Here is a 20,172-nt window from a genome sequence, read left to right as displayed (position 1 = left end):
CCGGCTCAGGTCGGCCGGGATGACGGTTCCCATCGAGGTTGCATGTCCTGATCGCCATGGCCTCATGGCGCCCGCGGCACCAGTGCCAGTGGCAATTCGCGCGCACCCTTGGGGGGACCGCCGTCCGGTCGTTTGACAAGCGACGATTGTACCCGCCGCCGCCAAATGCTGCTGACCACTCCCGAGTCGAGAGACGTCAGTGCATATTTCGTAAATGTTGACGAATCGGCGCTTATCTGGATCGGATTTGCGCCGAAGGTGCCGCCAAGTCGCCACGGACACCCTGGGCCCGCCGGCACGGGATGCGGCAGGTGCCGTCAAGCCTTTGATTTTACTTGCCGAAACGCGCGTTCTTGTCGCGCAAGTAGGTGATCAGGCCGTCGATGCCGCCCTGGGCGATGCGCGCCTTGAATTGCGGTTGATACAACTGGATGAGCCATGCGTTGGCCACGTTCTCGCCCATCATGTTGATGTCGTAGATCTTCCACCCCTTGTCCGTCTTGGCCAGACGATAGGCCACCGACAGATTGTCGCCATTGCCGCTGACCGAGGCGCCCACCACCACGTCGCTGCTGTTCGCCGTGAGTTTGGCCGGCGTGAACTTGAACGAGATCTGGCTGCCGCGCACCTGCGAGAGTTGCAGCGCGAAGGTGTTCACGAGCAACTGCTGGAACTGCTCGAAGACCTGCTGCTGCTGCGCCGGCGTGGCCGCATCGAACGCCTTCGAGCCGACGGCGTAACGCGTGGTCCGATGGAAATCGGTATAGGGCAGGAAGTCGCGGGCCACAACACGCGCGGTGGCGGCGACATCGCCGTCGCGGGCCGCCGCGTCGGCCTTGGCCGCCTTGACGACGGTCTCGACCGCCGTCTTCACCATGTCGTTCGGATTGTTGCTGCTCGCCTGGGCCCAGGCGCCGGAAGCGACGCCGATACCGCTGAATGCGACGGCCGAGAGCGCCGTCACCAGAAATTTATTCATACCGTCTTCGTGGGTTTCAATCGGGTTGGCCGTAGTGTAGTTCACGCGGCCTTGTATACTGCTGCGATTTCGTAAATTCACCGTTTCCTTGTCTTCCATGAGCTGATCGACGGACTTCGTCTGCGATTGGTTCCCCGGTATCGCTTGGTACATCGCGTTTCGTGACTTTTTAGAGCGCGGCGGCCGGGGGCAGGGAGACCTCTACTCTCTTCCGGAACCGTTTCATGCTGACGTCGCTCGTCGTGCGCATCGTCCGTTTTTCGGCGAAGCACGCGTACCTGGTCATTTTCGCTTCGCTCCTGCTCGTGATGGCGAGTTGCGTGTACGTCGCCAAGCACTTCGCGATCAACACGGATATCTCGGGTCTGATCGATCTGAATACGCCCGCCGCCGAGCGCGGTCGTGCCATCGATCGCGCTTTCCCGCAGAAGACAGACCTCACCTTGGCCGTAGTGCAGGCCCCGGCCGCCGAGTTCGCCGACCGGGCCGCCGCCGAGCTGGCCGCGAAGCTGGTGACCGAGACCGACGTGTTCCGGGCGGTGAGCCGTCCCGGCTCGGGGGAGTTCTTTGCGCACAACGCGCTGCTCTTCGCGCCGCTCGACGACGTGAAGTCGCTCACGGGCAAGCTGGATGACGCCAAGCCCCTGCTCAACCGTCTGGCGCAGGACCCGAGCCTGACCGGTTTGTCGAACCTGCTGTCGGTGACGCTGCAAACGCCGCTTCTCACCGGGCAAGTCAAGCTGCCGGAGATGGCGAACCTGCTCGGGGATGCGGCCGAGACGACCGAGGCGGTGCTTGCCGGACGTCCGGCGGCCATGTCGTGGCGAGCGCTCGTCGCGCCCGACACGGTGGCCCGCAGCTATGTCCAGGTGCAGCCGAAGGTGGACTACGCGGCCCTCGAAGCCGGGGCGAATGCCGCGACGCGCATTCGCGAGGCGGTGGCCGACCTGAAGCTGGGTGAGCGCTATGGCGCGACGGTGCGTTTGACGGGCCCGCGCCCGCTGTCCGACGAGGAGTTCGCCTCCGTGCGTCAGGACGCCGGTCCGAACGCGGTCGTCACGCTGCTCGCCGTGCTGGTCGTGCTGTGGCTGGCGGTGCGCTCGGGCAAGATGATTCTCGCGGTGTTCATCACGCTGCTCGCGGGGCTGGCGGTCACATTCGCGCTCGGTCTGATGATGGTCGGCGCGCTCAACATGATTTCGGTCGCGTTCGCGGTTCTGTTCGTCGGCATTGGGGTGGACTTCGGCATTCAGTTCGGCGTGCGCTATCGCGAGGAGCGCCATCGCCTGGACCATCAGCCCGGAGCGTCGGGCGACGAAGCGCTCCACGGCGCGCTCACGGGTGCGGGCCGGGCCATTGCGATGCCGCTGTCGCTGGCCGCCGCCGCCACGGCCGCGAGTTTCTTCTCGTTTCTGCCGACCGATTATCGCGGTGTGTCCGAACTCGGATTGATCGCCGGCGTGGGCATCCTGTGTGTGGCATTCCCGTCGGCCATCACCTTGTTGCCGGCGCTCATCAGTGTGTTCAAGCCGAAGGGCGAACCGAGTCCGCCGGGCTTTCGCAGTCTCGGTCCGGTCGACGAATTCACCGAGAAGCACCGCAAGCCGTTGCTGTACGGCACGCTCGCCCTCGTGGTCGCGGGCCTGCCGCTGCTCGCCCATTTGCACTTCGACTTCAACCCGTTGCATCTGAAGGATCCGAACACGGAGTCGATGGCGACGCTGAGGGATCTGGCCAATTCGCCGGAGGCCGGGGTCAACGACGTGCAATTGCTCGCCCCGACGCTCGCCGCCGCCGACGCCGACGCCGCGAAGCTGCGCGCCGTGCCGGAAGTCGGTCGCGTGGTCACGCTCACGACGTTCCTGCCGGCAGAGCAGCCCGCCAAGCTTGCGTTGATCGGCACGGCGGCCGAATCGTTGCTGCCGGTGCTTTCACAAACGCCGCTGGCACCGGTGGCCGATGCGGCGCGCGTGTCGGCGCTCAAGACCGCCGCCGGTCAGTTGGAGGACGCCGCGCTCGATCATCCGGGCGACGGCGCAAAGCCGGCGCAGCGCCTGGCCGCCGCGTTGCGCAAGCTCGCCGCGGCCGACGCCGCGACACGCGATCGCGCGGATCGGGCGATCGCCGAGCCGTTGAAGCTCGCGCTCGGTCAGTTGCGCGATGCCCTGCAGCCGCATGCCGTGACGCGCGAGTCGCTGCCCGAGGACATCGCCTCGCAATGGGTGGCGGCCGATGGGCGCGCGCTCGTGAACATCTCGCCGCGCGTGGAGAAGGGCGCGGATCCGAGCGACGACGCCATGCTGCGCAAGTTCAGTGCCGCCGTGCTGGCGACCACCCCGGACGCCGTAGGGGGACCTATCTCGATCCTGCGCTCGGCCGACACGATCATTCGCGCGTTCATCGAGGCGGGGGCGCTGGCGTTGCTTTCGATCACCTTGCTGCTATGGCTGGCGCTGCGCAACTTTGGCGACGTGCTGCGCACACTGGTGCCGCTGCTAGTCTCGGCGGGCGTCACGCTCGAACTCAGCGTGTTGATCGGCCTGCCGCTGAACTTTGCGAACATCATCGCGCTGCCATTGCTGCTGGGCGTGGGCGTGGCGTTCAAGATCTACTACGTGATCGCGTGGCGTCACGGGCAGACTCGGCTGCTCGCATCGGGTCTGACGCAGGCGATCGTGCTGTCGGCCGCGACCACGGGCATCGCCTTCGGCAGCCTGTGGCTGTCGCATCACCCGGGCACGTCGAGCATGGGCAAGCTGCTGGCGCTCTCGCTCGTCTGCACGCTGATCGGCGCCGTGTTCTTCCAGCCGGTGCTCATGGGCAAGCCGCGCAAGAAGCCGGCGCCGCCGCCAACAACCTGACGGCAGCGACGCAAGGCAAAACGGCACCGAAAGGTGCCGTTTGTCGCTTTGGATGCGCTGAATCGAGCGGGATAAACCGCCGTACTCACGTCGTCGAGGGCACCGCCTCAACCTTGCCGCCGAGACGCTCGGCCAGCGCCCGGCGAATCGATGCCGCGATGCCCGGGGCGTCGAGCCCGACCGACGCGAGTTGTTGCGCGGGCGTGCCCTGATCGATGTAGGTGTCCGGCAAGCCCAGTTGCAGCAGCGGGACTTGCACGCCATTCGCATTGAGCGCCTCGACACAGGCCGTGCCCGCACCGCCCATCACCGTGCCCTCTTCGAGCGTGACGACGAGGTCGTGCGTGCGCGCCATGTGGAGCAGCGTCGCGTCGTCGAGTGGCTTGACGAAGCGCATGTTGACGACACTCGCGTCGAACTCGTGGGCGACCTGTTCCGCCGGTGCGACCATCGAGCCGAACGCCAGCATCGCCACGCGACGGCCTGCCGGGGCGGCGCTTCGACGCCGTAGCTGAGCCCGGCCCACGGGCAGCGTCGACAACCCCGAATCGATCGTTACGCCGGGACCGGTGCCACGCGGATAACGCACGGCGCTGGGGCCGTCGATCCCGAGCGCCGTCTGCAACATCTGACGGCATTCGTTTTCGTCCGCGGGGGCCATCACCACCATGTTGGGGATGCAGCGCAGATAGGCGATGTCATAGGCGCCCGCATGGGTGGCGCCATCCGCGCCGACCAGGCCGCCGCGATCGATCGCGAAGACGACCGGCAGGTTCTGCAAGGCCACATCGTGGATCAACTGGTCGTAGGCGCGTTGCAGGAACGTCGAATAGATGGCCACGACGGGCTTGAGCCCTTCGGTCGCCAATCCCCCGGCGAAGGTCACCGCATGTTGCTCGGCGATGCCGACGTCGTAGTAGCGCTCGGGGAAGCGCTGCTCGAACGCGACGAGGCCGGAGCCTTCGCGCATGGCCGGTGTGATCCCGATGACACGCGGGTCGGCGGCCGCCGCATCGCACAGCCATTCGCCAAAGACCTGCGTATAGGTCTTCGCCGACGCGGCACCCGGTGCGGCCGGGCGAATGCCTTCGCTCGGATTGAACTTGCCGGGGCCGTGATAGAGAACGGGATCGGCCTCGGCGAGCTTGTAGCCGCGTCCCTTGCGCGTGACGACGTGCAGGAACTGCGGCCCCCTGAGTGCCTTGATGTTCTCGAGCGCGGGAATCAGCGCGTCGAGATCGTGGCCGTCGATGGGGCCCAGGTAATTGAAGCCGAACTCCTCGAACATCGTGCCCGTGGGGGACACGAGGGCCTTGGCGTGCTCTTCGAGCTTGTGGGCCAGCTCGCGCATCGGCGCGGGCGCGTTGCGCAGCAACTGCCGCACGCTTTCCTTGCCCGCCGAGTAGAACTGCCCGGACATCAGCCGCGTGAGGTACTGATTGAGCGCGCCGACCGGGGGCGAGATCGACATGTCGTTGTCGTTGAGCACGACGAGGAAGGGCAGGTCGTCGTGGACGCCCGCATTGTTCAGGGCCTCGAACGCTTCGCCCGCCGTCATCGCGCCGTCGCCGATCACGGCAATGGCGTGACGCTTCTCGCCCTTGACGCGGCTGGCCAGCGCCATGCCGAGTGCCGCCGAAATCGACGTGCTCGAATGTGCCGTGCCGAACGTGTCGTAAGGCGATTCGTCGCGCTTCGGAAAGCCCGACAGTCCGTGCCATTGCCGCAGCGTTGGCATCGCCCCACGGCGACCGGTGAGGATTTTGTGCGGATAGGTCTGGTGTCCCACGTCCCACACGATGCGGTCGTTGGGCGTGTCGAAGACATAGTGCAGCGCGATCGTCAGTTCGACCGTGCCCAGGTTCGACGACAGGTGGCCGCCGGTGCGCGAGACGTTATCAAGCACGCAGGCGCGCAATTCGTCGGCCACACGGCGCAAGTCGGCGCGTGAGAGCGCACGCAGGTCGGCAGGGGAGGAGACGCTGGCGAGCAATTCGGTCATGGTCAAAGGTTCGTTCCCGCGCTCACTTCGCCAGCCGGGCGAAGGACGCCAGCAGGCGGTCGATGTCGGCGGCCGTGAGGTTGCCCATCGTCGAGATGCGGAACAATTCCTTCGACAGGCCGCCTTGGCCCGCATAGATCACAAAGCCATCGGCCTTGAGCCAGTCGTGCAGACGCGGATAGTCGACCCCGGCGGGCAGCTTGTAGGCCCGCAGCACCACGGACGACTCGCCCGGCGGCAGTGCGCTGTCGATGCCCAGCGCGGCCAGACCGGCGCGCACCTGCTCGGCGAGCGCGCCGTAATGGGCGTGACGTGCTTGCCACCCCCCGGCGTCGTCGAGTTCGCGCAGCGCCTCCACGAGCGCGTAGTAGGCATGCACCGACGGCGTAAACGGCGTGTTGCGCTCGGCCTGAAGCTTGGCCAGGCGCGCGATGTCGAGGTAATACGTGCGGCTCGCGGCCTTGGCGAGGGCGTCCTTGCGCACCATCACGAACGACACGCCCGGCACGCCATGCACGCACTTGTTCGCGGTGGCGGCCACGGCCACGATACCGGAATCGCTGAAGTCGAGGGCCTCGGCGGCAAAGCTGCTCACGCCGTCCACCAGCAGGCCGATGCCGCGCTCACGGCATGCACCGGCGAGACCGGTCAGATCGTTCAGGCGGCCCGTCGTCGTCTCATGGTGGATGATCGCCACGTGGGTGTACGGACGATCGCCCGCGGTGTCGAGCTTGTCGACGATCTGTGCCAGGTCGGGCGCTTGCATCCATTCGAAATGGATGACGTCGTGATCGATGCGGTATTGCTTCGCGATCTGAGAGATGCGCTCGCCGTACACGCCGTTCTCGACGATCAGCAGGCGGCCGCCTTCCGGCACAAGGCCTGCCGTCATGCTCTCGACGGCGGCGGTGCCCGAGCCGGTCATCAGCACCGGCGTCCACACGGCCGGATCGAGGCCATACACGGCGGTCAGACGCGCGCGCGCTTCGTCCTGCAGGTCGAAGAATTCGGGCTCGCGGTGGCACAGATCGGGTTGCAGCAAGCTCTTGCGGACACGCTCGGTCAGCGTAACGGGGCCCGGATTCAGTAACAGCATGGCGAAGGTTCCTCGGCAGTTTTTTGAAAGGGGGACGCTCAGGCCGAAGCCTGCGCGCGTTGTGCAATGTGGTCCATCAAGCGCGACTTGACCGCTTCGGGCGTGACTTTCGGGCGTGGCAGCCCGTCAGGCGTTCCCGGACGCGTGCTCAGACAAGCGAAGCGCGGGCCGTCGTTCAGGCGGGCGGCGGGGGCGTCGAACAAGGCTTCGATGACGTCCAGTGTGTCGCCTTCGAGCGCGAGCGCGTAACCGCTGGCCGCTGCGACGCCCGCGAACGAGACCGTTGGCGAGACCGTAGCCTGTGCGCCGGTCGAGTCGTGCGACGCGTTGTCGAGCAGCAGATGCACGAGATTCGACGGCCCGTAAGCGCCCAACGTCGCGAACGCGCCCATGCGCATCAGCGCGGCGCCGTCGCCGTCGAGCGCAACCACGCGCAGGTCGGGGCGCGACAACGCGAGGCCCAAGGCCAATGTCGTCACGCATCCCATCGACCCGACCATGTAGAGCTGGTTGGCGCGGTCGTCGAGCGCGTAAAGTTCGCGTCCGCAAAAGCCGGTCGACGCGAGCACGACGGTGCCTTCGAGCGGCGTCTGGGCGATGATGCGCGCCAGGGCGTCGCGACGCGTGGGCAACTCGGCCGGCGCGACGTCTCGCATGAGCGATACCGGGGCGGGTTGCGCCGGACGCGCGGGGCGCTCGGCCGGTTGCAGCGGGAAGGGAGCGACGCTGCCCTTTTGCATCACGAGCGCATAGGGGCGGCCGGTCTCGTCCATGTGACGAACGGCACGCGCCAGCGCCGGTGCAATCGCCTCGGGTTCGGTCGGGAACAACTCCCAGGGGACTTCCATCAGGTCGAGCATCGCGGGCGTGATCGGGCCCATGAGCGCGTGTTGCGGCTCATCGGTAATGCCCGGCTGGCCGCGCCACGTCACGATCAGCAACTGCGGCAGACGGAAGGTCCACGTGAGCGAGGTCAGCGGGCTCACGGCGTTGCCGAGGCCCGAGTTCTGCATCATCGTGACCGCGCGAGCGCCATGGCCTTCACCGAGCGTTGCCCCGGCGGCGATGGCGACCGCATCGCCTTCGTTGACGGCCGACAGGTAGTGCAGCGTCGGGTCCTGCAGCACATAGTTGATGAACGGCGTGAGGAACGAGCACGGCACACCGGTGTACCACGTGAAGCCGTGCTGGCGTGCGGCTTCGACGAACTGTCCGGCCTCAATCATGCGGGGTCTCCGTCGCGGTGCCGCCCAACGGCGTCTGGCCATGCGCGAAGTCGGCCGCGTGGCGGAATTCGTCCATGTCGTTCACCCCGCGCCAGTGGCCGTGCACGTACTGCACTTCGATCCTGGCGCCGTCGGCGACGAGGGCGTTGATCAGGTCGGGCATGCCGAGCCCGTCGAAGTCCGCGCGGGCCTGCAAGGCCGCGAAGACGCGCAGCAACCGCGCGCGGGCGTCATCGCCTCGCACCCCCAGCAAGCCGATCCAGCGGCCATTGGGCGCACGCCCGGCGTGCGCAGCGTTGGCGCTGATCATCTCCAGCAGTACGCGCTGGCCGAACAGGCCGCGATCGTCGCCGGCGGAGCAATAGGCGAAGTCGCGCACGCTGGCGTTGGCCGCATGCGCGGTTGTCGCTGCCGTCGAGTCGACCGCCACGGTGAAGTCGGCCTCGCTCTCGACCAGATCGCGCACGATGTAGCTGCGGAACAGCAGGTCGCCGTACGAGACGACGGTGTCGTGCGCGAACGCGTTCGCCACGCGCGCGAGCGAGGCAAGCTCGCCGGTCTCGGCGTGACGCTCGTTGATCGCGAGCGTGATGCCCGCCGTGTCGATCGCGTCGGCGCGATAGCCGCCCACGACGGTGATGTCGTTCACGTTCTGCTTCTTGAAGCCGTCGACCAGCCAGCGCAGCAACGGCTTGCCGGCCACGGGAAGCATCACCTTCGGGCGGTCGGTCGTCACGCTCTCGAGGTTCTTGCCGCGGCTCGCGGCCAGCACGATGGCCGAGCGCGGCGCGTTCGCGGCCGACAGGTAGCGGTCCTCGGCTTCGCTGTATTCGGCGGTGTCCTGCAGGCGGAAGATCTCGTCGACGGTCGCGATGCGGTCTTCGACGTTGACGAGCGTCTCGCTGCGGTGAATCTCGGCCGCCACCGCCTGCATGGCCGACGTGGCCGAGCGAATCAGGTGATTCGCCCAGATGGCGACGCTGATGCCCGCTTCGCGGAACACGTCGGTCGGCGTGCTGTAGTACTTGGTCGGCACGATCACCAGCGGGCAGCGGCGGTCCCACTCCCGCGCGAACTGCACGATCTCGTCGGCACGGCTCAGCTTGCTGTGAATCAGGATGGCATCCGCGCCGGCCTGGCGATAGGCCTCGGCACGGCGCAGAGCTTCTTCCATGCCCCAGCCGGCGATCAGCGCTTCGACGCGCGCCACGATGGAGAAGTCGTCGTCGGCCTGAGAGTCCTTGCCTGCCTTGATCTTGCCGCAGAACTCGTCGATATCGGCGAGTGGCTGGCGTTCGCCGCCGATGAAGCTGTTGGTCTTCGGAAAGACCTTGTCTTCGATGCACACGCCGGCCACGCCGCGTTGCTCGAGCTTGCGCACGAGGCGGCGCATGTTGTTGAAGTTGCCGTAGCCGGTGTCGCCGTCGAGCAGGATGGGCAACTGGCTGGCGTCGGCCATGAATTCGAGGTTGTCGACCACCTGCGTCCAACTCGCCTCGTTGTTGTCGCGCACGCCGAACTGCGCCGAAATCGCGAGTCCGGACGCCCAGATGCCCTTGAAACCGGCTTCGCGCACGATGCGCGCGGACAGGCCATTGTGGGCTTCCATCAGGAATTCGAGCTGCGGGCTGCGCAGCATGTCGCGCAGTTGCGACGCACGGGTCGCGACCGGCGGAGGAGCGAATGTGTCGGGCGCGTTCATTCGGACACCATCGTGAGCGGTTCGAGTTGTGGCAGCACCTGGTCGGCGGCGCGCTTCACATCTTCAGGGTAGTCGATTTCGATCCAGGGGAAGCCCGTGACGTCGGCCGTTTCGAATTGCGCGCCGCGCTCGAGCAGCAAATCGCGCACGGCTTCCTCGTGCGGCAGCTTGGCGCGACCCGATTCGACGTAATCGCGCGTGATTTCCGCGAGGCGCGTGGCCGTCGCTTCGTTGAACCGGAAGAAGCCGACCGATTCGCCGACGGTGTCGTAGTCGAGACCGACCATGACCTGCTTGCGCAACTCGACCGGCACGCCGTTGCGCAGGCACAGCTTGACCGGCTCGTCGCCGACCTCGAAGTCGCGGTCGATGAGCAGGCGGTTTGCCGTCTTGCCCGCGACGAGGGCGTTGAAGATGCGCTGGTCGTAGAGCACGTCGGCATCCATGACGAGTACGTCGCCCCCCGCTATCATGGCGTCGGCGGCGGTATGCAGCGTCAGCACGCTGCCCAGATGAAACTCGGAATTGAGACGGATCTGCGGACGCGGCGTCCAGTTCAGCCGCTCGATGGCCTCGCTCACTTGCTCGTGATGGAAGCCGAGCGCCAACACGACGTCGGTGATGCCGGCGGCGGCCAGCATGCGCAAGTGGCGCTCGAGCAACGACATGCCGTCGAACTCGAGCAGGCACTTGGGCGACTGCCTGTCTTCCGGCTGGAGCAAACGCAGGCCCATGCCTGCTGCGAGAATGATGGCCCGCATGGTCGATATCCTTCTTTAAAGCGGTGCGGTATCGGTGGCGGCAGGCAGCGACGCGCTGTCTTGCGCGGCCCGCTGGCGGCGCCAGCCGCGTTCGGAGAAATGCAGATAGACGAGGCCGGGCACGCCGAGCAGCAGCTCGCGCGTACGCTTGGCCAGCGAGAGGGCCAGCGCGGCGTCGGCCGGCAGACCCACGAGCTGGGCGAGCAGCAGGTACCCGCCTTCCTGCACGCCGAGTGAGCCCGGCACGAAGAACGCGGCGCCGCGAATGGCCTGCCCGAGGCTTTCGAGCAGCAGGGCGTCGACCCAGCTGACCGGGTACCCGATGCACTGCAGAATCAACCAGACCTCCCCGGTGCCGACGATCCAGCCCACGAGACTGAGCGAGAAGCTTGCGAGCACCTCACGGCGCTGGCCGTACAGGCGTTGCACGATGTCGTCGACGGCGTCGGCCCGGTCGAGCAGCGACGACCAGTCGCGCTTGGACGACAGCTTCGGGAGCAGGCGAAACGCCCAGCCGAAGAGGCCGCGCCGCTGCGCCGCGTAGAACGCATAGAGCAGCGCGGAGACAAGCGCGGTGGCGAGCAGCATCGGCAGCCATAGGCTGTCATGGGGGCGGTGTGTGGCGCTGATGCCGAAAACGGCCAGTCCCAGGAGCGCAAACACGATCTGCGCCACGGCTTGCAGCGTCGTACTGACGGTGATGGCCGCTGCGGCTTCGCGTCCGGCCATCCCGCGCTGCTTCATCTGGCGCACCATCGCGATCGGCCCGCCGATCTGTCCGGCGGGTAACAGGCTATTGACCGACTCGCCCACCCAGCGGGTGAGCGTGGCGCGGCGCAGCGAGCACGATTTGGCGACCAGCACCTGGATGGCGGCGGCGTCGAGCAGCAGCGGAACGAGGTGAAACGCCGCGACAGGCAGGAGACCCCAGCCGGCGACGGCCAGCGTGGACATCACCGATCCCGCGCCCTGCCAGATCAACAGGGCGACGAAAAGGGCGAAGCCAAGGGTGAGAGAGACGATGGCAGTCCGGTTCATTTAGCGTTTCGTCCGTCCCAATAGCTGACGAAACACTTGCCGGAATCCAAAATAGGCGACCGCGTCTTTCATGTTCGAGATGAAGCGCTGCCACGCGCCCATGCGCGGATCGGTCACATACTCGAACGTGAGCGAGATGCGCTCCTCGTTCTCGCCGAGCGGTGTGATGCGGTGATGCAGTTTGTCTCCGTCGAAGAACACCAGCGCGCCGGGTGGATACGCGACGGCACCATCGACTTGCGGCACGCCGGGGTTGCGCGTGTGAAGACGGTATTCGAGCAGGCAGCTCGATTGATCCACCACACCCAGCAATAGCGTGTAGCGGCGGCCCTTGTAGTAGGACGTGTCGTAATGCCAGCCGATGTGATCGCCAGGACGCGTGTAGTAGTAAAGCGCGTAGGCGTGCGGGTCGTCCTGCGGCGACGGCAGCAGCTTCTCGCCAGCCAGACGCTCCAGGAAGCGCATCAGCGCCGGCGAGCGGTACAACTCGGCCACGAACGGGGCGTGCTCGTCGAGCGTGTGGCGGCTCACGCTGCCCCCCTGCTTGTGACCGGGCAGGTAGTTACGGTTCACGTTCGGTGTCACCGCGCGGGCGGCGGCGATCAACGGTTGCGTGACGGCATCGGGCAGGAACGTCTCGAGATAGACGAAGGCGTCCTGCGATTTGAATTCGCGCGTGAGCGCGTCGACGTCGATGGCGTCCAGCGCCCGTTCGATGTCGGCATCTGCCGTGAAAGCCGTGCGCGCTGGCGGCGCGACCGGCGCCGCAGCCAACGGTTGGAGCTCCTCGCGCATCTCCGCCGGCAGCGGGCGGCGCATTGCGCGCACGTAGTCGACGATCACCAGCAGCGCGAAGAGCGGCGCGCCGATGGCGGCGGCGATCAGGAAGCCGCGCGTGCCGTCGAACAGCGTGACGAGCGGCATCAGGTAAAGCACGTCTTCCGTCTCGAACCCGCCGAGGCGCGCTTGTGTCGTGCCGGCCTTGCCGACACGTTCCTCGATGCGCATGCGCAGGAAGAAGATCAGGGCGACGGCAACCCCGGCCATCCAGCCGAGCAACGAGGCAGACAGCGGCAGAGGCACTGCATACTGCCCCGGAGCACCGGCCGCCACGCCCATGCCGATACCGCCAAACAGCAGCACCGTGACGAAGGCGTCGGACGCGAGATCGTAGAAGTGACCGAGACGGCTCGTCTTGCCGCTGACGCGCGCCAGTTCGCCATCCGTATGATCGATGAAGTTCGACAGCGCGAGCAGCACGGCGCCCAGGTTGGCCATCGCATAGCCGCCCTGCGCGAATGCCCATGCGCAGGCGAGGCCGACGATCAGGCGCAGCGTCGTGAGGTGGTTCGGCGTGATGCGTGTGTCGGCCAGCGGTGTGACCATCCACCGCGCGAGCCGTGCATCGTATTGGCGCGGACGCGGTGGCACGGCGTGTGCGGTTTGGCTTGTGGCTGGCGCAACACCCGGCGCCGGAATAGTTCTCGGTATCGTTTCCATGAGAGGGAAATATATACCCATAAGGCAGCACCGTGCAGCGCACGCAAAGCGCTGGACCGACCGCGACAACCATGGCGATTCAGGACACCGACGCGCGCGCAATGCTTGCACTGCGCCTGCGTGCCAAGCGTTGCGCGCGTTCCGCGCATCTCGCCCAATGCGTTTTTATACCTGCAATTACCGGCGCATTTTGATTGTGATTATATTCCGCAATACTTCATTTCGCATTCCAGGCAGCGGGCGTCGGGTCGAAGGAAAATCGACGTGTCGTCGGGATAGCGGGGTCGGGACGATGCGCGGATAATGACGGGCTTGTTCGTCTCATGCTGCGGCGTAACACGACCGCACAATTCCCCATGTCCCAAACGATTGCCATTCTGACCGGTGCATCCCGTGGTCTCGGCGCGGCGTTCGCGCGCGGTCTGCTCACCCCCGGCACCCATCTCGTGACGCTGGCCCGTCGCACGGACGACGACCTTGCGACGCTGGCCGGCGCGCAAGGCGCGACGCTTGAACAAGTGGCCGTCGATCTGGCCGATGCCAATGCCGCAGCGCAGGTCGCCGAACGCATCTTCGCGGCACTACCGCGCGATGCCTCGCGATACCTGCTGATCAATAACGCGGGCACGGTCCATCCGGTCGCGAATGCCGCGGCCCTCACGGACCCGGCGGCCATTGGCGCGGCGTTCGCCCTGAACGTCACCGCCGTGATGCTGCTCACGGCGCGCTTTCTCGCCGCTACGCAGGGACTCGCGGCCAAGCGACAGATCGTGAACATTTCGTCGGGCGCAGGCCGCAATCCGACCGCCGGCTGGTCGGTGTACTGCGCCACCAAGGCCGCACTGGACATGTACACACGGGTGGTCAACGCGGAGCATCGCGAGCACGGCGTTCAGGCCGTATCGCTCGCGCCCGGTGTGGTCGATACCGGCATGCAGGAGACGATTCGCAGCAGCAGCGTGGAGAGTTTTCCGGCACTGGCGCGTTTTCAGGACCTCAAGGCCAGCGGCAAGCTGTCGTCGCCGGACGCGGTGGCGCAGCGAATTCTGGCGCTGACCGAGCGCGACGATTTCGGTCAGACCGAGATCGACGACATCCGCCACTACGCCTGATCCGACCCGGCCGTCGCACACGACTGCGGTTGCGGTTCGGCGGGCAAGCACGGAAAAAAGCACCGGGCGGCGTTTCGCCGGCCGGTGCCATCCCGTTGCCGAAGCCGTCGGCGCGCCGTGCGGCCTACTGCTCGGTACTGGTGATGAAGACGCTGCCGTTGCGCTCCGGTGCGTACAGAATCAGCGTTGGCGCATGAATGTCGAAGGCGCGCTCACACGCCTCCCCATACGAATCGAACTGCACGGCCCAAGCGCCGTTGCGCACGTAACAGTGCGTGATGGTGTCGGTGCGCCGATCGAATTCCTGACCGAGAAACACACCCTGCGTGTAACACCAGACGACAAACCCGTGAAAGTCGGCCTGCTCCGGTGCCCGAAACACGCGCCAGCGAGCATCATCGCGCGCCGCCTGACGCGCCGTCGCGCCCGCTGCCCAACGCTCGAAGCCGTCGTGTCGTTTGCGTTGCTCCATGTCGTCGTACCCCCTTTTGGGTGAACCGCCCTTCGGGTGCCGAGATTCGACATCCCCGGGACGCGTTTCCATAGTCGGAATTTGTTCCGGGCATTTCTATCAGGCAATTCCGAAAGACGGCAGGGAATTTCTCCAAAGGGGAACGCGGCGGACGTCGTCAATCGTAGTGAATCGCCAGCCAGACGGTGGTTTCGCCCGGCGTCGTCCAGGCGACACGATGCTGGCGATGCGCGGCAATCGCGACGGCGTCGCCGGGCTTCAGTACGAGTGTCTGGTCGGGCGTGTCGGCGAAGGCCAAGCCCGCACCGCCCGAGAGCAGCACCACCCATTCGTGCTGCGCCTGGTCATACCAGAAGCCTGGGGGAGAGGCCTGCCCGGTCGAGACAATGCGCTCGACACGCATCCCGTGGTGCGCAAGCAGCGTAGTGAACTGCTCGGCTGCGGTCGAATCGGGAGACGACGGCAGGCCGGCAAATAGATTCGTATCGGGTATCAGGGGCGTATTCATCGGTGCGGAGCGTTCTCTCGTCTGCGGGGGGTAGAAAGCATACACGCGGGCCCCGAGCTCAGTCGTCCAGTGTCTCGTGCACGGCGGCGTCGCCGCGTCGCCAATAGGCGGCCGCCTTCACCCATTTCGGGTTGAGCCCACGAGCGTCGACGAGATGGCGCCGCAAGGCCTTTGCCACGCCGGCCTCGGCCGCGACCCAGGCATGCACATCTCCAGCGGGCAGTGTGGCCACGCAGAGCGCGTCGATCAGTGCGGTGCTTTGACCGGCCGGCGTGCCTTCGCGATAGAGCCATTCGACCACGACGTCGGCATCGCTGGCGAAGCGCAGGCGGTCGGCCGGACTGTCGATTTCCGCGAAGACGAACGCCAGCGCGCCGGCCGGCAGTTCGGCCAGACGCCGCGAGATCGCGGGCAGCGCCGTGTCGTCGCCGATCAAGACATAGCCGTCGAAGGTCATGGGAATGACGAGCGAGCCGCGTGGACCGCCCACACCGATGCCGTCACCCGGTTGAGCCGAGCGCGCCCACTGCGTGGCGGGGCCGGAGTCGTGCATCGCAAAATCGATCACCAGGGTTTGCGACGCCGCGTCGTACCGGCGTGGCGTGTAATCGCGCATCAGTCGTGGTGCGTCGCCGGGCGCGGGCTTGGCGACCCCTTGCGCGCCGACCTGCGGGAGCACCAGTTCGCCGGTCGCCGGGTCGGGGAAGAACAGTTTGACGTGGTCGTCGAAGCCGGGGCTGGTGAAACCTTCGAGATCGTCGCCACCCAGGGTCACGCGCAGCATGTGCGGCGTGAGCTGTTCGACATGGCGGACTTCCAGCCGACGCAGGCGAAGTTCATGGCGCACGCGCTGCGGTGTGCGATCGGGGATGACCGGCGGTGCTGCGTTATCTCTCATCAAAGTCGCTCCAGTTGTTGCGCCGCCGCGTCGAGAATGGCGGCGAATGCGTTGGCCTGTTCGGTCGAGAGCGGCTCGCCGCCCAGGCGCAGATGCACGGCGTATTTGAAGTTGTGCAGCGCGCGCATGACCTGCGGCGGCATGTCTTCCGAACGCTCACGGCGCGTCGTCAGCCGTGCGAGCAGTTCCGTCACCGCGACCTCGTTTTCCGCCAGATAGACGCGGCCGGTATCGGTGATTTCGTATGACTTCCGTTGGCTGTCGCCGGTGTTCTCCTGCACACGGAGATAGCCCATTTCTTCGAGCAGCGTGAGCGTGGGGTAGACCACACCCGCGCTCGGGCTGTACGTACCGTTCACGCTCTCTTCGATGGCTTTGATGAGTTCGTAACCATGGCGGGGTTGCTGCGCAATCAGATGCAGCAGCACGAGCCGCAAGCCCCCATGACCGAAGAGGCGGCCGCCACCACGTCCGCCCCTGCCGCCGCGCTCGCCGCGCCCTTCGTCGCCGCGTCCGAAGCGGGCGTCACCGTATCCCTCGCCACTGCCGCGCCGTCCATGGCGCCCACCGCGCCGGTCGTCGCCAACCTCCATGCTGTCCAGGTCCAGCGGGCCTCGGCCCATGAAATCGCCACGTGATCCACGCATGATGCGACTCCTTATCGATGTAGTTAAGATGTGTTTACGATATATCTAAATTGCATCTAAAGCAAAGCTATTTTTGTGAAGATCACGTCGGAAGGGCGGGGAATGACCGTGGGGCGGGGGACGGCAGGGTATTACGGAGTATTACGGGAGGGTTTCGCGAGGTGCGGAGATTGGATCGAAATGCGCATTTCGACAGGTTGGCGCCGTGCCGGGTTCGGCACGGACGCGGTCGGACAATCGATGGGGAAGCAAGCGCCCCAGCGCGCTCAGCGCCGGGGCGGCGGTGCTTATGGCATCTGCGGCAGATCGGTGCCGAGCCACTTGCGATAACGCTTGTTCAGCTCGCCGTTGGCTGTATTGCGCGTGACGAAGTCGTTGATCGCCGCGAGCAGTTCCGGCTGATTGGGACGCAAGGCGATGCCCATCGCCTGCTGCAGCAAATTGAATTTCGGCTCGAACTGGCCCGGTGCTCGCTGACGAATCGCGTTCGCGACCGTCACCGAGCAACCGATGGCATCGACCTGCCCGGTGAGCAGCGCCTGCATGGCGGACGCGTCATCGTCGAATCGACGGATCTCGGTGCCTTCGGGCGCCGTTTTCGTCACGGCCATGTCCTGGGTACTCGCGCGTGCGACGCTCACGCGCAAGCCCTTCAGATCGGCGGCGGACTTGATGGGCGCGCCGGTCTTGCCGAGCAGCACAATGGTCGCGGCGGCGTAGGGTTTGGAGAACTGCACCTGCTTGGCGCGCTCCGGCGTGATGGCGAGCGACGCGACCAGCACATCGACCTTGCCGCTGAGCAGATAGGGAATCCGGTTCGGTCCCGTCACCGGCATGATGTTGACCTTGACCCCCAGATCCTTCGCGAGCAGTTTTGCCACGTCGGCGTCGTAACCGTCAGGCTGCATCTGCGCGTTCGTCGTGCCGTACGGCGGAAAGTCGATGAGCATGCCAACATTGAGCGTGCCCTTCTTCCTGATGTCGGCCACGGTCTGCGCGTGGGCAGGCGTGGAAAACAGCGTCAGGGTGCTCGTGAGCAGTCCGCCCAGGGTGCCGCCGAGCGATCCGACGAAACCGGCCGGCATGGCCGCCACGCCGAGCGCCGTGAGAAAGCCGCGACGCGAGCGAAGGTCGGGGGTGCCTGGAACGTTTTGCCGGCTGGCCGGATGCGTAAAGGAATGGGGATGCCGAACTTGCACAGGGTGACGCGATAACTTGCGAGTCATGCTGGGTCTCCTGAGGCTGCGAAGGCGTTGCCGGAATGCTGAGGTGGGGTGCGAGGCGAACGTCTCGCGGCCGTCTGACGGTTAACCCGAGCGATGGTAGCGGGCGGTACAAGACGCGTCCACTCCGCACAAACCCCAGCGAAAACCCTGAGTCTCGCACGAGCGGCGCCGTGTCGCGACAGTGATGAGGACGACGAAATCAGTGTCTCGGCGTGCGCGAGACGGGAAGATGAGGACGAAAAAAACGGTGCCGAAATTCGGCACCGTGTTCAGGCACTGCTTGCCCGGTCCTGGCAAATCACGTTGCCGTGGATGCCACGGCGACGCGAGCGCTGGACTTACTGGGCGGCGTCCTTGACCTTCTTCAGCGGGCGAACCTTCACGCGCACCGACGCCGGCTTGGCCGGGAACCAGCGCTCTTGGCCCGTGAACGGGTCCTTGCCGAAACGCTTCGCCTTGGCGGCGATTTGTTGCGACGTGACCTTGAACAGGCCGTGCAGCGTGAATTCGCCGACACCCTTCTTGTGCAGCGAGCTGACGATGGTGTTCTCGAGCGCGGCCAGCACTGCCTTGACTTCCTTCACGGCGACTGCCGATTGCTCGGCGAGGTGGGCTGCAAGCTGGGTCTTGTTGAGTGCGTCCTTGATCGGCGACACCTTCCCGTTGGCGGCTGCCTTCGGAGCGGCCTTCACGGCTGCCTTCGGGGCGGCCTTCGGTGCTGCCTTTTTCGCTACCGGCGCCTTCTTCGCTGCCGGGGCTTTCTTTGCCACAGGGGCCTTCTTTGCTGCTGCTTTCTTTGCCGTTGCCATATCGATCCAATCGATGAGAATAAGAAAGTGCCGTCGTAGAACGGCCACCCGAATGATACGTATTGCTGCGCCGACGATTCTACCTAAGAAATCGCGTTATGCGAGCGGTGCGCGAATTATGTTGCGTGCCTGCCGCACAAGGCTGGGCGGGGAAGCGCGCCGCATTTCGCTTCGTTTCATCGACAACGTGGCGATCCGTCCTCGCGTTGGAGAATTTGCCTCTCGAATTTCGTGCAGCCTTCGGCACCTTTCTTTGCGCGATTTTGGTGCGCATGCCACGCGCCGCCGTCGACGTCGATGGCTCGCAAAGCCTTAAAAACGCTGCATTTCGCAGGTTTCGCAGCGGCCGTCGCCGTTGCACCAGGCATCGGTCAGCGTCGTGCCATTCGCGCCGAACGTGATGTCGTGCTTCGCGCCGTAGCTGCCGGCGAGTTGCAGGCGGTCGCCCGACAGTGTGCCCTGCACCGTGGTGTGGACGTTCGGCTCAACGTCGTCGACGCTACCGGTGACCTGCGCGCCATTGAGCGCGAGCGCCATCAGACGCGTCATCGGCGAGCCCCAAAGCTTCCACCACGGTGGCGCATTCGTGCACAGACCGCGCCAGTGCCCGGACGGATTCACCACGAGCAACGGGGCGGCTGCGCCCGGTTGAGCCGCTGTGCCCGACGTCATCGGCGGCGTGTAGACGGTCGCGGAGGTCGTGGTGTCAGTCGTGTCAGTCGTAGCGGTAGTAGCCGTCGAGGCGGCGGTAGCTGTGCCAGCGCTGCCAGCGGGCGCCGCGCTGTACGTGCCGGGGGCGCCGTCGACACGCGCCATACCGGGAGACAGGCCGTCGTTCGGCACCGGTGCCGATGCCGCCGCGCACACATGACACGACAGGTGCGACACGCTGTTGCGCGTCAGCGCACGCGTGGCGTAGAGGCGCTGGCCGCCTGCGGCGCCGTCGGGCAGCACCGTGACGTACGGTGTGTCGTCTAGCCGGTAATCGACCTTGGCGCACGACGGGGCGTCCGTTTGCAGCATGACGTCGGCGGAGAAGGCGCCGTTGACCGCGCGTATCGGAATCACCGACACGGAGGCCGAACAGTCGGCAACGACCTGAGCACAGTCACACGCGGCGGCCGGCGCACGCGACGCGCCGCCGGACTGTGCGTACCCCTGGCCGGCGAAGCCGAATATACCCGCGACGAGCCACCCCGTCGCGACGCTCAAGGAAACCAAACCCCGCATGATGTTTCTCCGAATGTGGCGGCCATCGTTATGCCGCGGATAGTCGATCAAAAGTTGTCGGCTGACAAGCGTCGAAAGTCGCGAAACGTGGGGGACTCGGAGACG

At 66.0% G+C, this 20,172-nt stretch carries 17 protein-coding genes and 1 pseudogene; 2 read left to right on the top strand and 16 right to left on the bottom strand.

The features are described from left to right. Positions 1-331: 331 nt before the first annotated feature. Positions 332-979 carry a phospholipid-binding protein MlaC gene (locus PanNE5_RS00275; protein ID WP_150563770.1) on the bottom strand — a complete coding sequence of 216 codons (648 nt, stop codon included), beginning with the start codon at positions 977-979 and terminating at the stop codon, positions 332-334. Between the two features lie 224 nt (positions 980-1,203). Here PanNE5_RS00275 and PanNE5_RS00270 point away from each other — a divergent pair, with 224 nt between their 5' ends. Next, the gene (locus PanNE5_RS00270) at positions 1,204-3,840 is read left to right on the top strand and encodes an MMPL family transporter (protein WP_261938917.1); all 2,637 of its coding nucleotides are present in this window, start codon (positions 1,204-1,206) and stop codon (positions 3,838-3,840) included. Positions 3,841-3,925: 85 nt separating this feature from the next. Here the strand turns inward: PanNE5_RS00270 and dxs are convergent, their stop codons facing one another. The 8 genes and pseudogenes from dxs to PanNE5_RS22920 form a co-directional block, all read right to left on the bottom strand. Beyond that, positions 3,926-5,842 (bottom strand): 1-deoxy-D-xylulose-5-phosphate synthase, encoded by a 1,917-nt coding sequence (gene dxs / locus PanNE5_RS00265; protein WP_261938916.1) that lies wholly within the window; start codon positions 5,840-5,842, stop codon positions 3,926-3,928. Positions 5,843-5,864: 22 nt separating this feature from the next. Then, entirely contained in the window at positions 5,865-6,938 is a 1,074-nt protein-coding gene (locus PanNE5_RS00260) for a 2-aminoethylphosphonate aminotransferase (protein ID WP_261938915.1), read from the bottom strand. Between the two features lie 38 nt (positions 6,939-6,976). Further along, complete coding sequence (aepY, locus tag PanNE5_RS00255; RefSeq protein WP_261938914.1) at positions 6,977-8,164, bottom strand: phosphonopyruvate decarboxylase; 1,188 nt, start codon at positions 8,162-8,164, stop codon at positions 6,977-6,979. After that, positions 8,157-9,866 carry a phosphoenolpyruvate mutase gene (gene aepX / locus PanNE5_RS00250; protein ID WP_261938913.1) on the bottom strand — a complete coding sequence of 570 codons (1,710 nt, stop codon included), beginning with the start codon at positions 9,864-9,866 and terminating at the stop codon, positions 8,157-8,159. The genes aepY and aepX overlap by 8 nt, the downstream gene beginning before the upstream one ends. Beyond that, on the bottom strand, positions 9,863-10,627 hold the full coding sequence (locus PanNE5_RS00245; RefSeq protein WP_261938912.1) for a phosphocholine cytidylyltransferase family protein: 765 nt from the start codon (positions 10,625-10,627) through the stop codon (positions 9,863-9,865). Before PanNE5_RS00245 ends, aepX begins: the two co-directional genes overlap by 4 nt. A 15-nt stretch (positions 10,628-10,642) precedes the next feature. Beyond that, entirely contained in the window at positions 10,643-11,665 is a 1,023-nt protein-coding gene (locus PanNE5_RS00240; protein ID WP_261938911.1) for a flippase-like domain-containing protein, read from the bottom strand. Continuing rightward, on the bottom strand, positions 11,666-12,460 hold the full coding sequence (locus PanNE5_RS00235; protein WP_261939899.1) for a 2OG-Fe(II) oxygenase: 795 nt from the start codon (positions 12,458-12,460) through the stop codon (positions 11,666-11,668). Positions 12,461-12,706: 246 nt separating this feature from the next. Next, positions 12,707-13,051 (bottom strand): annotated as a pseudogene (locus PanNE5_RS22920) (CDP-alcohol phosphatidyltransferase family protein); the annotation flags it as partial. A 470-nt stretch (positions 13,052-13,521) separates the two neighbouring features. Here PanNE5_RS22920 and PanNE5_RS00225 point away from each other — a divergent pair. Further along, a complete protein-coding gene (locus PanNE5_RS00225) occupies positions 13,522-14,277 on the top strand; it encodes an SDR family oxidoreductase (RefSeq protein ID WP_261938910.1) in 756 nt (251 codons plus the stop codon). A 124-nt stretch (positions 14,278-14,401) separates the two neighbouring features. Here PanNE5_RS00225 and PanNE5_RS00220 read toward each other — a convergent pair whose 3' ends face one another. The 7 genes from PanNE5_RS00220 to PanNE5_RS00190 form a co-directional block, all read right to left on the bottom strand. Then, positions 14,402-14,749 (bottom strand): hypothetical protein, encoded by a 348-nt coding sequence (locus PanNE5_RS00220; protein WP_017233744.1) that lies wholly within the window; start codon positions 14,747-14,749, stop codon positions 14,402-14,404. Positions 14,750-14,906: 157 nt separating this feature from the next. Then, a complete protein-coding gene (locus tag PanNE5_RS00215) occupies positions 14,907-15,257 on the bottom strand; it encodes a cupin domain-containing protein (protein ID WP_261938909.1) in 351 nt (116 codons plus the stop codon). Positions 15,258-15,315: 58 nt separating this feature from the next. Beyond that, a complete protein-coding gene (locus PanNE5_RS00210; protein ID WP_261938908.1) occupies positions 15,316-16,155 on the bottom strand; it encodes a siderophore-interacting protein in 840 nt (279 codons plus the stop codon). Further along, positions 16,155-16,802 (bottom strand): PadR family transcriptional regulator, encoded by a 648-nt coding sequence (locus PanNE5_RS00205; protein WP_150551914.1) that lies wholly within the window; start codon positions 16,800-16,802, stop codon positions 16,155-16,157. Before PanNE5_RS00205 ends, PanNE5_RS00210 begins: the two co-directional genes overlap by 1 nt. A 287-nt stretch (positions 16,803-17,089) precedes the next feature. After that, positions 17,090-17,887, bottom strand: coding sequence for a transporter substrate-binding domain-containing protein (locus tag PanNE5_RS00200; RefSeq protein ID WP_261939898.1), 798 nt, complete (start codon positions 17,885-17,887; stop codon positions 17,090-17,092). Between the two features lie 479 nt (positions 17,888-18,366). Continuing rightward, positions 18,367-18,837 carry an HU family DNA-binding protein gene (locus tag PanNE5_RS00195; RefSeq protein WP_017233739.1) on the bottom strand — a complete coding sequence of 157 codons (471 nt, stop codon included), beginning with the start codon at positions 18,835-18,837 and terminating at the stop codon, positions 18,367-18,369. Between the two features lie 312 nt (positions 18,838-19,149). Continuing rightward, positions 19,150-20,067: a hypothetical protein gene (locus tag PanNE5_RS00190; protein ID WP_261938907.1), complete on the bottom strand. Its 918-nt coding sequence runs from the start codon at positions 20,065-20,067 to the stop codon at positions 19,150-19,152. Positions 20,068-20,172: the final 105 nt, after the last annotated feature.

This window comes from Pandoraea sp. NE5, from assembly GCF_024363545.1.
Classification (GTDB): domain Bacteria; phylum Pseudomonadota; class Gammaproteobacteria; order Burkholderiales; family Burkholderiaceae; genus Pandoraea; species Pandoraea cepalis.
Note: the sequence above shows the minus strand (reverse complement) of the source record. Positions and strands in the feature narration are given on the sequence as shown.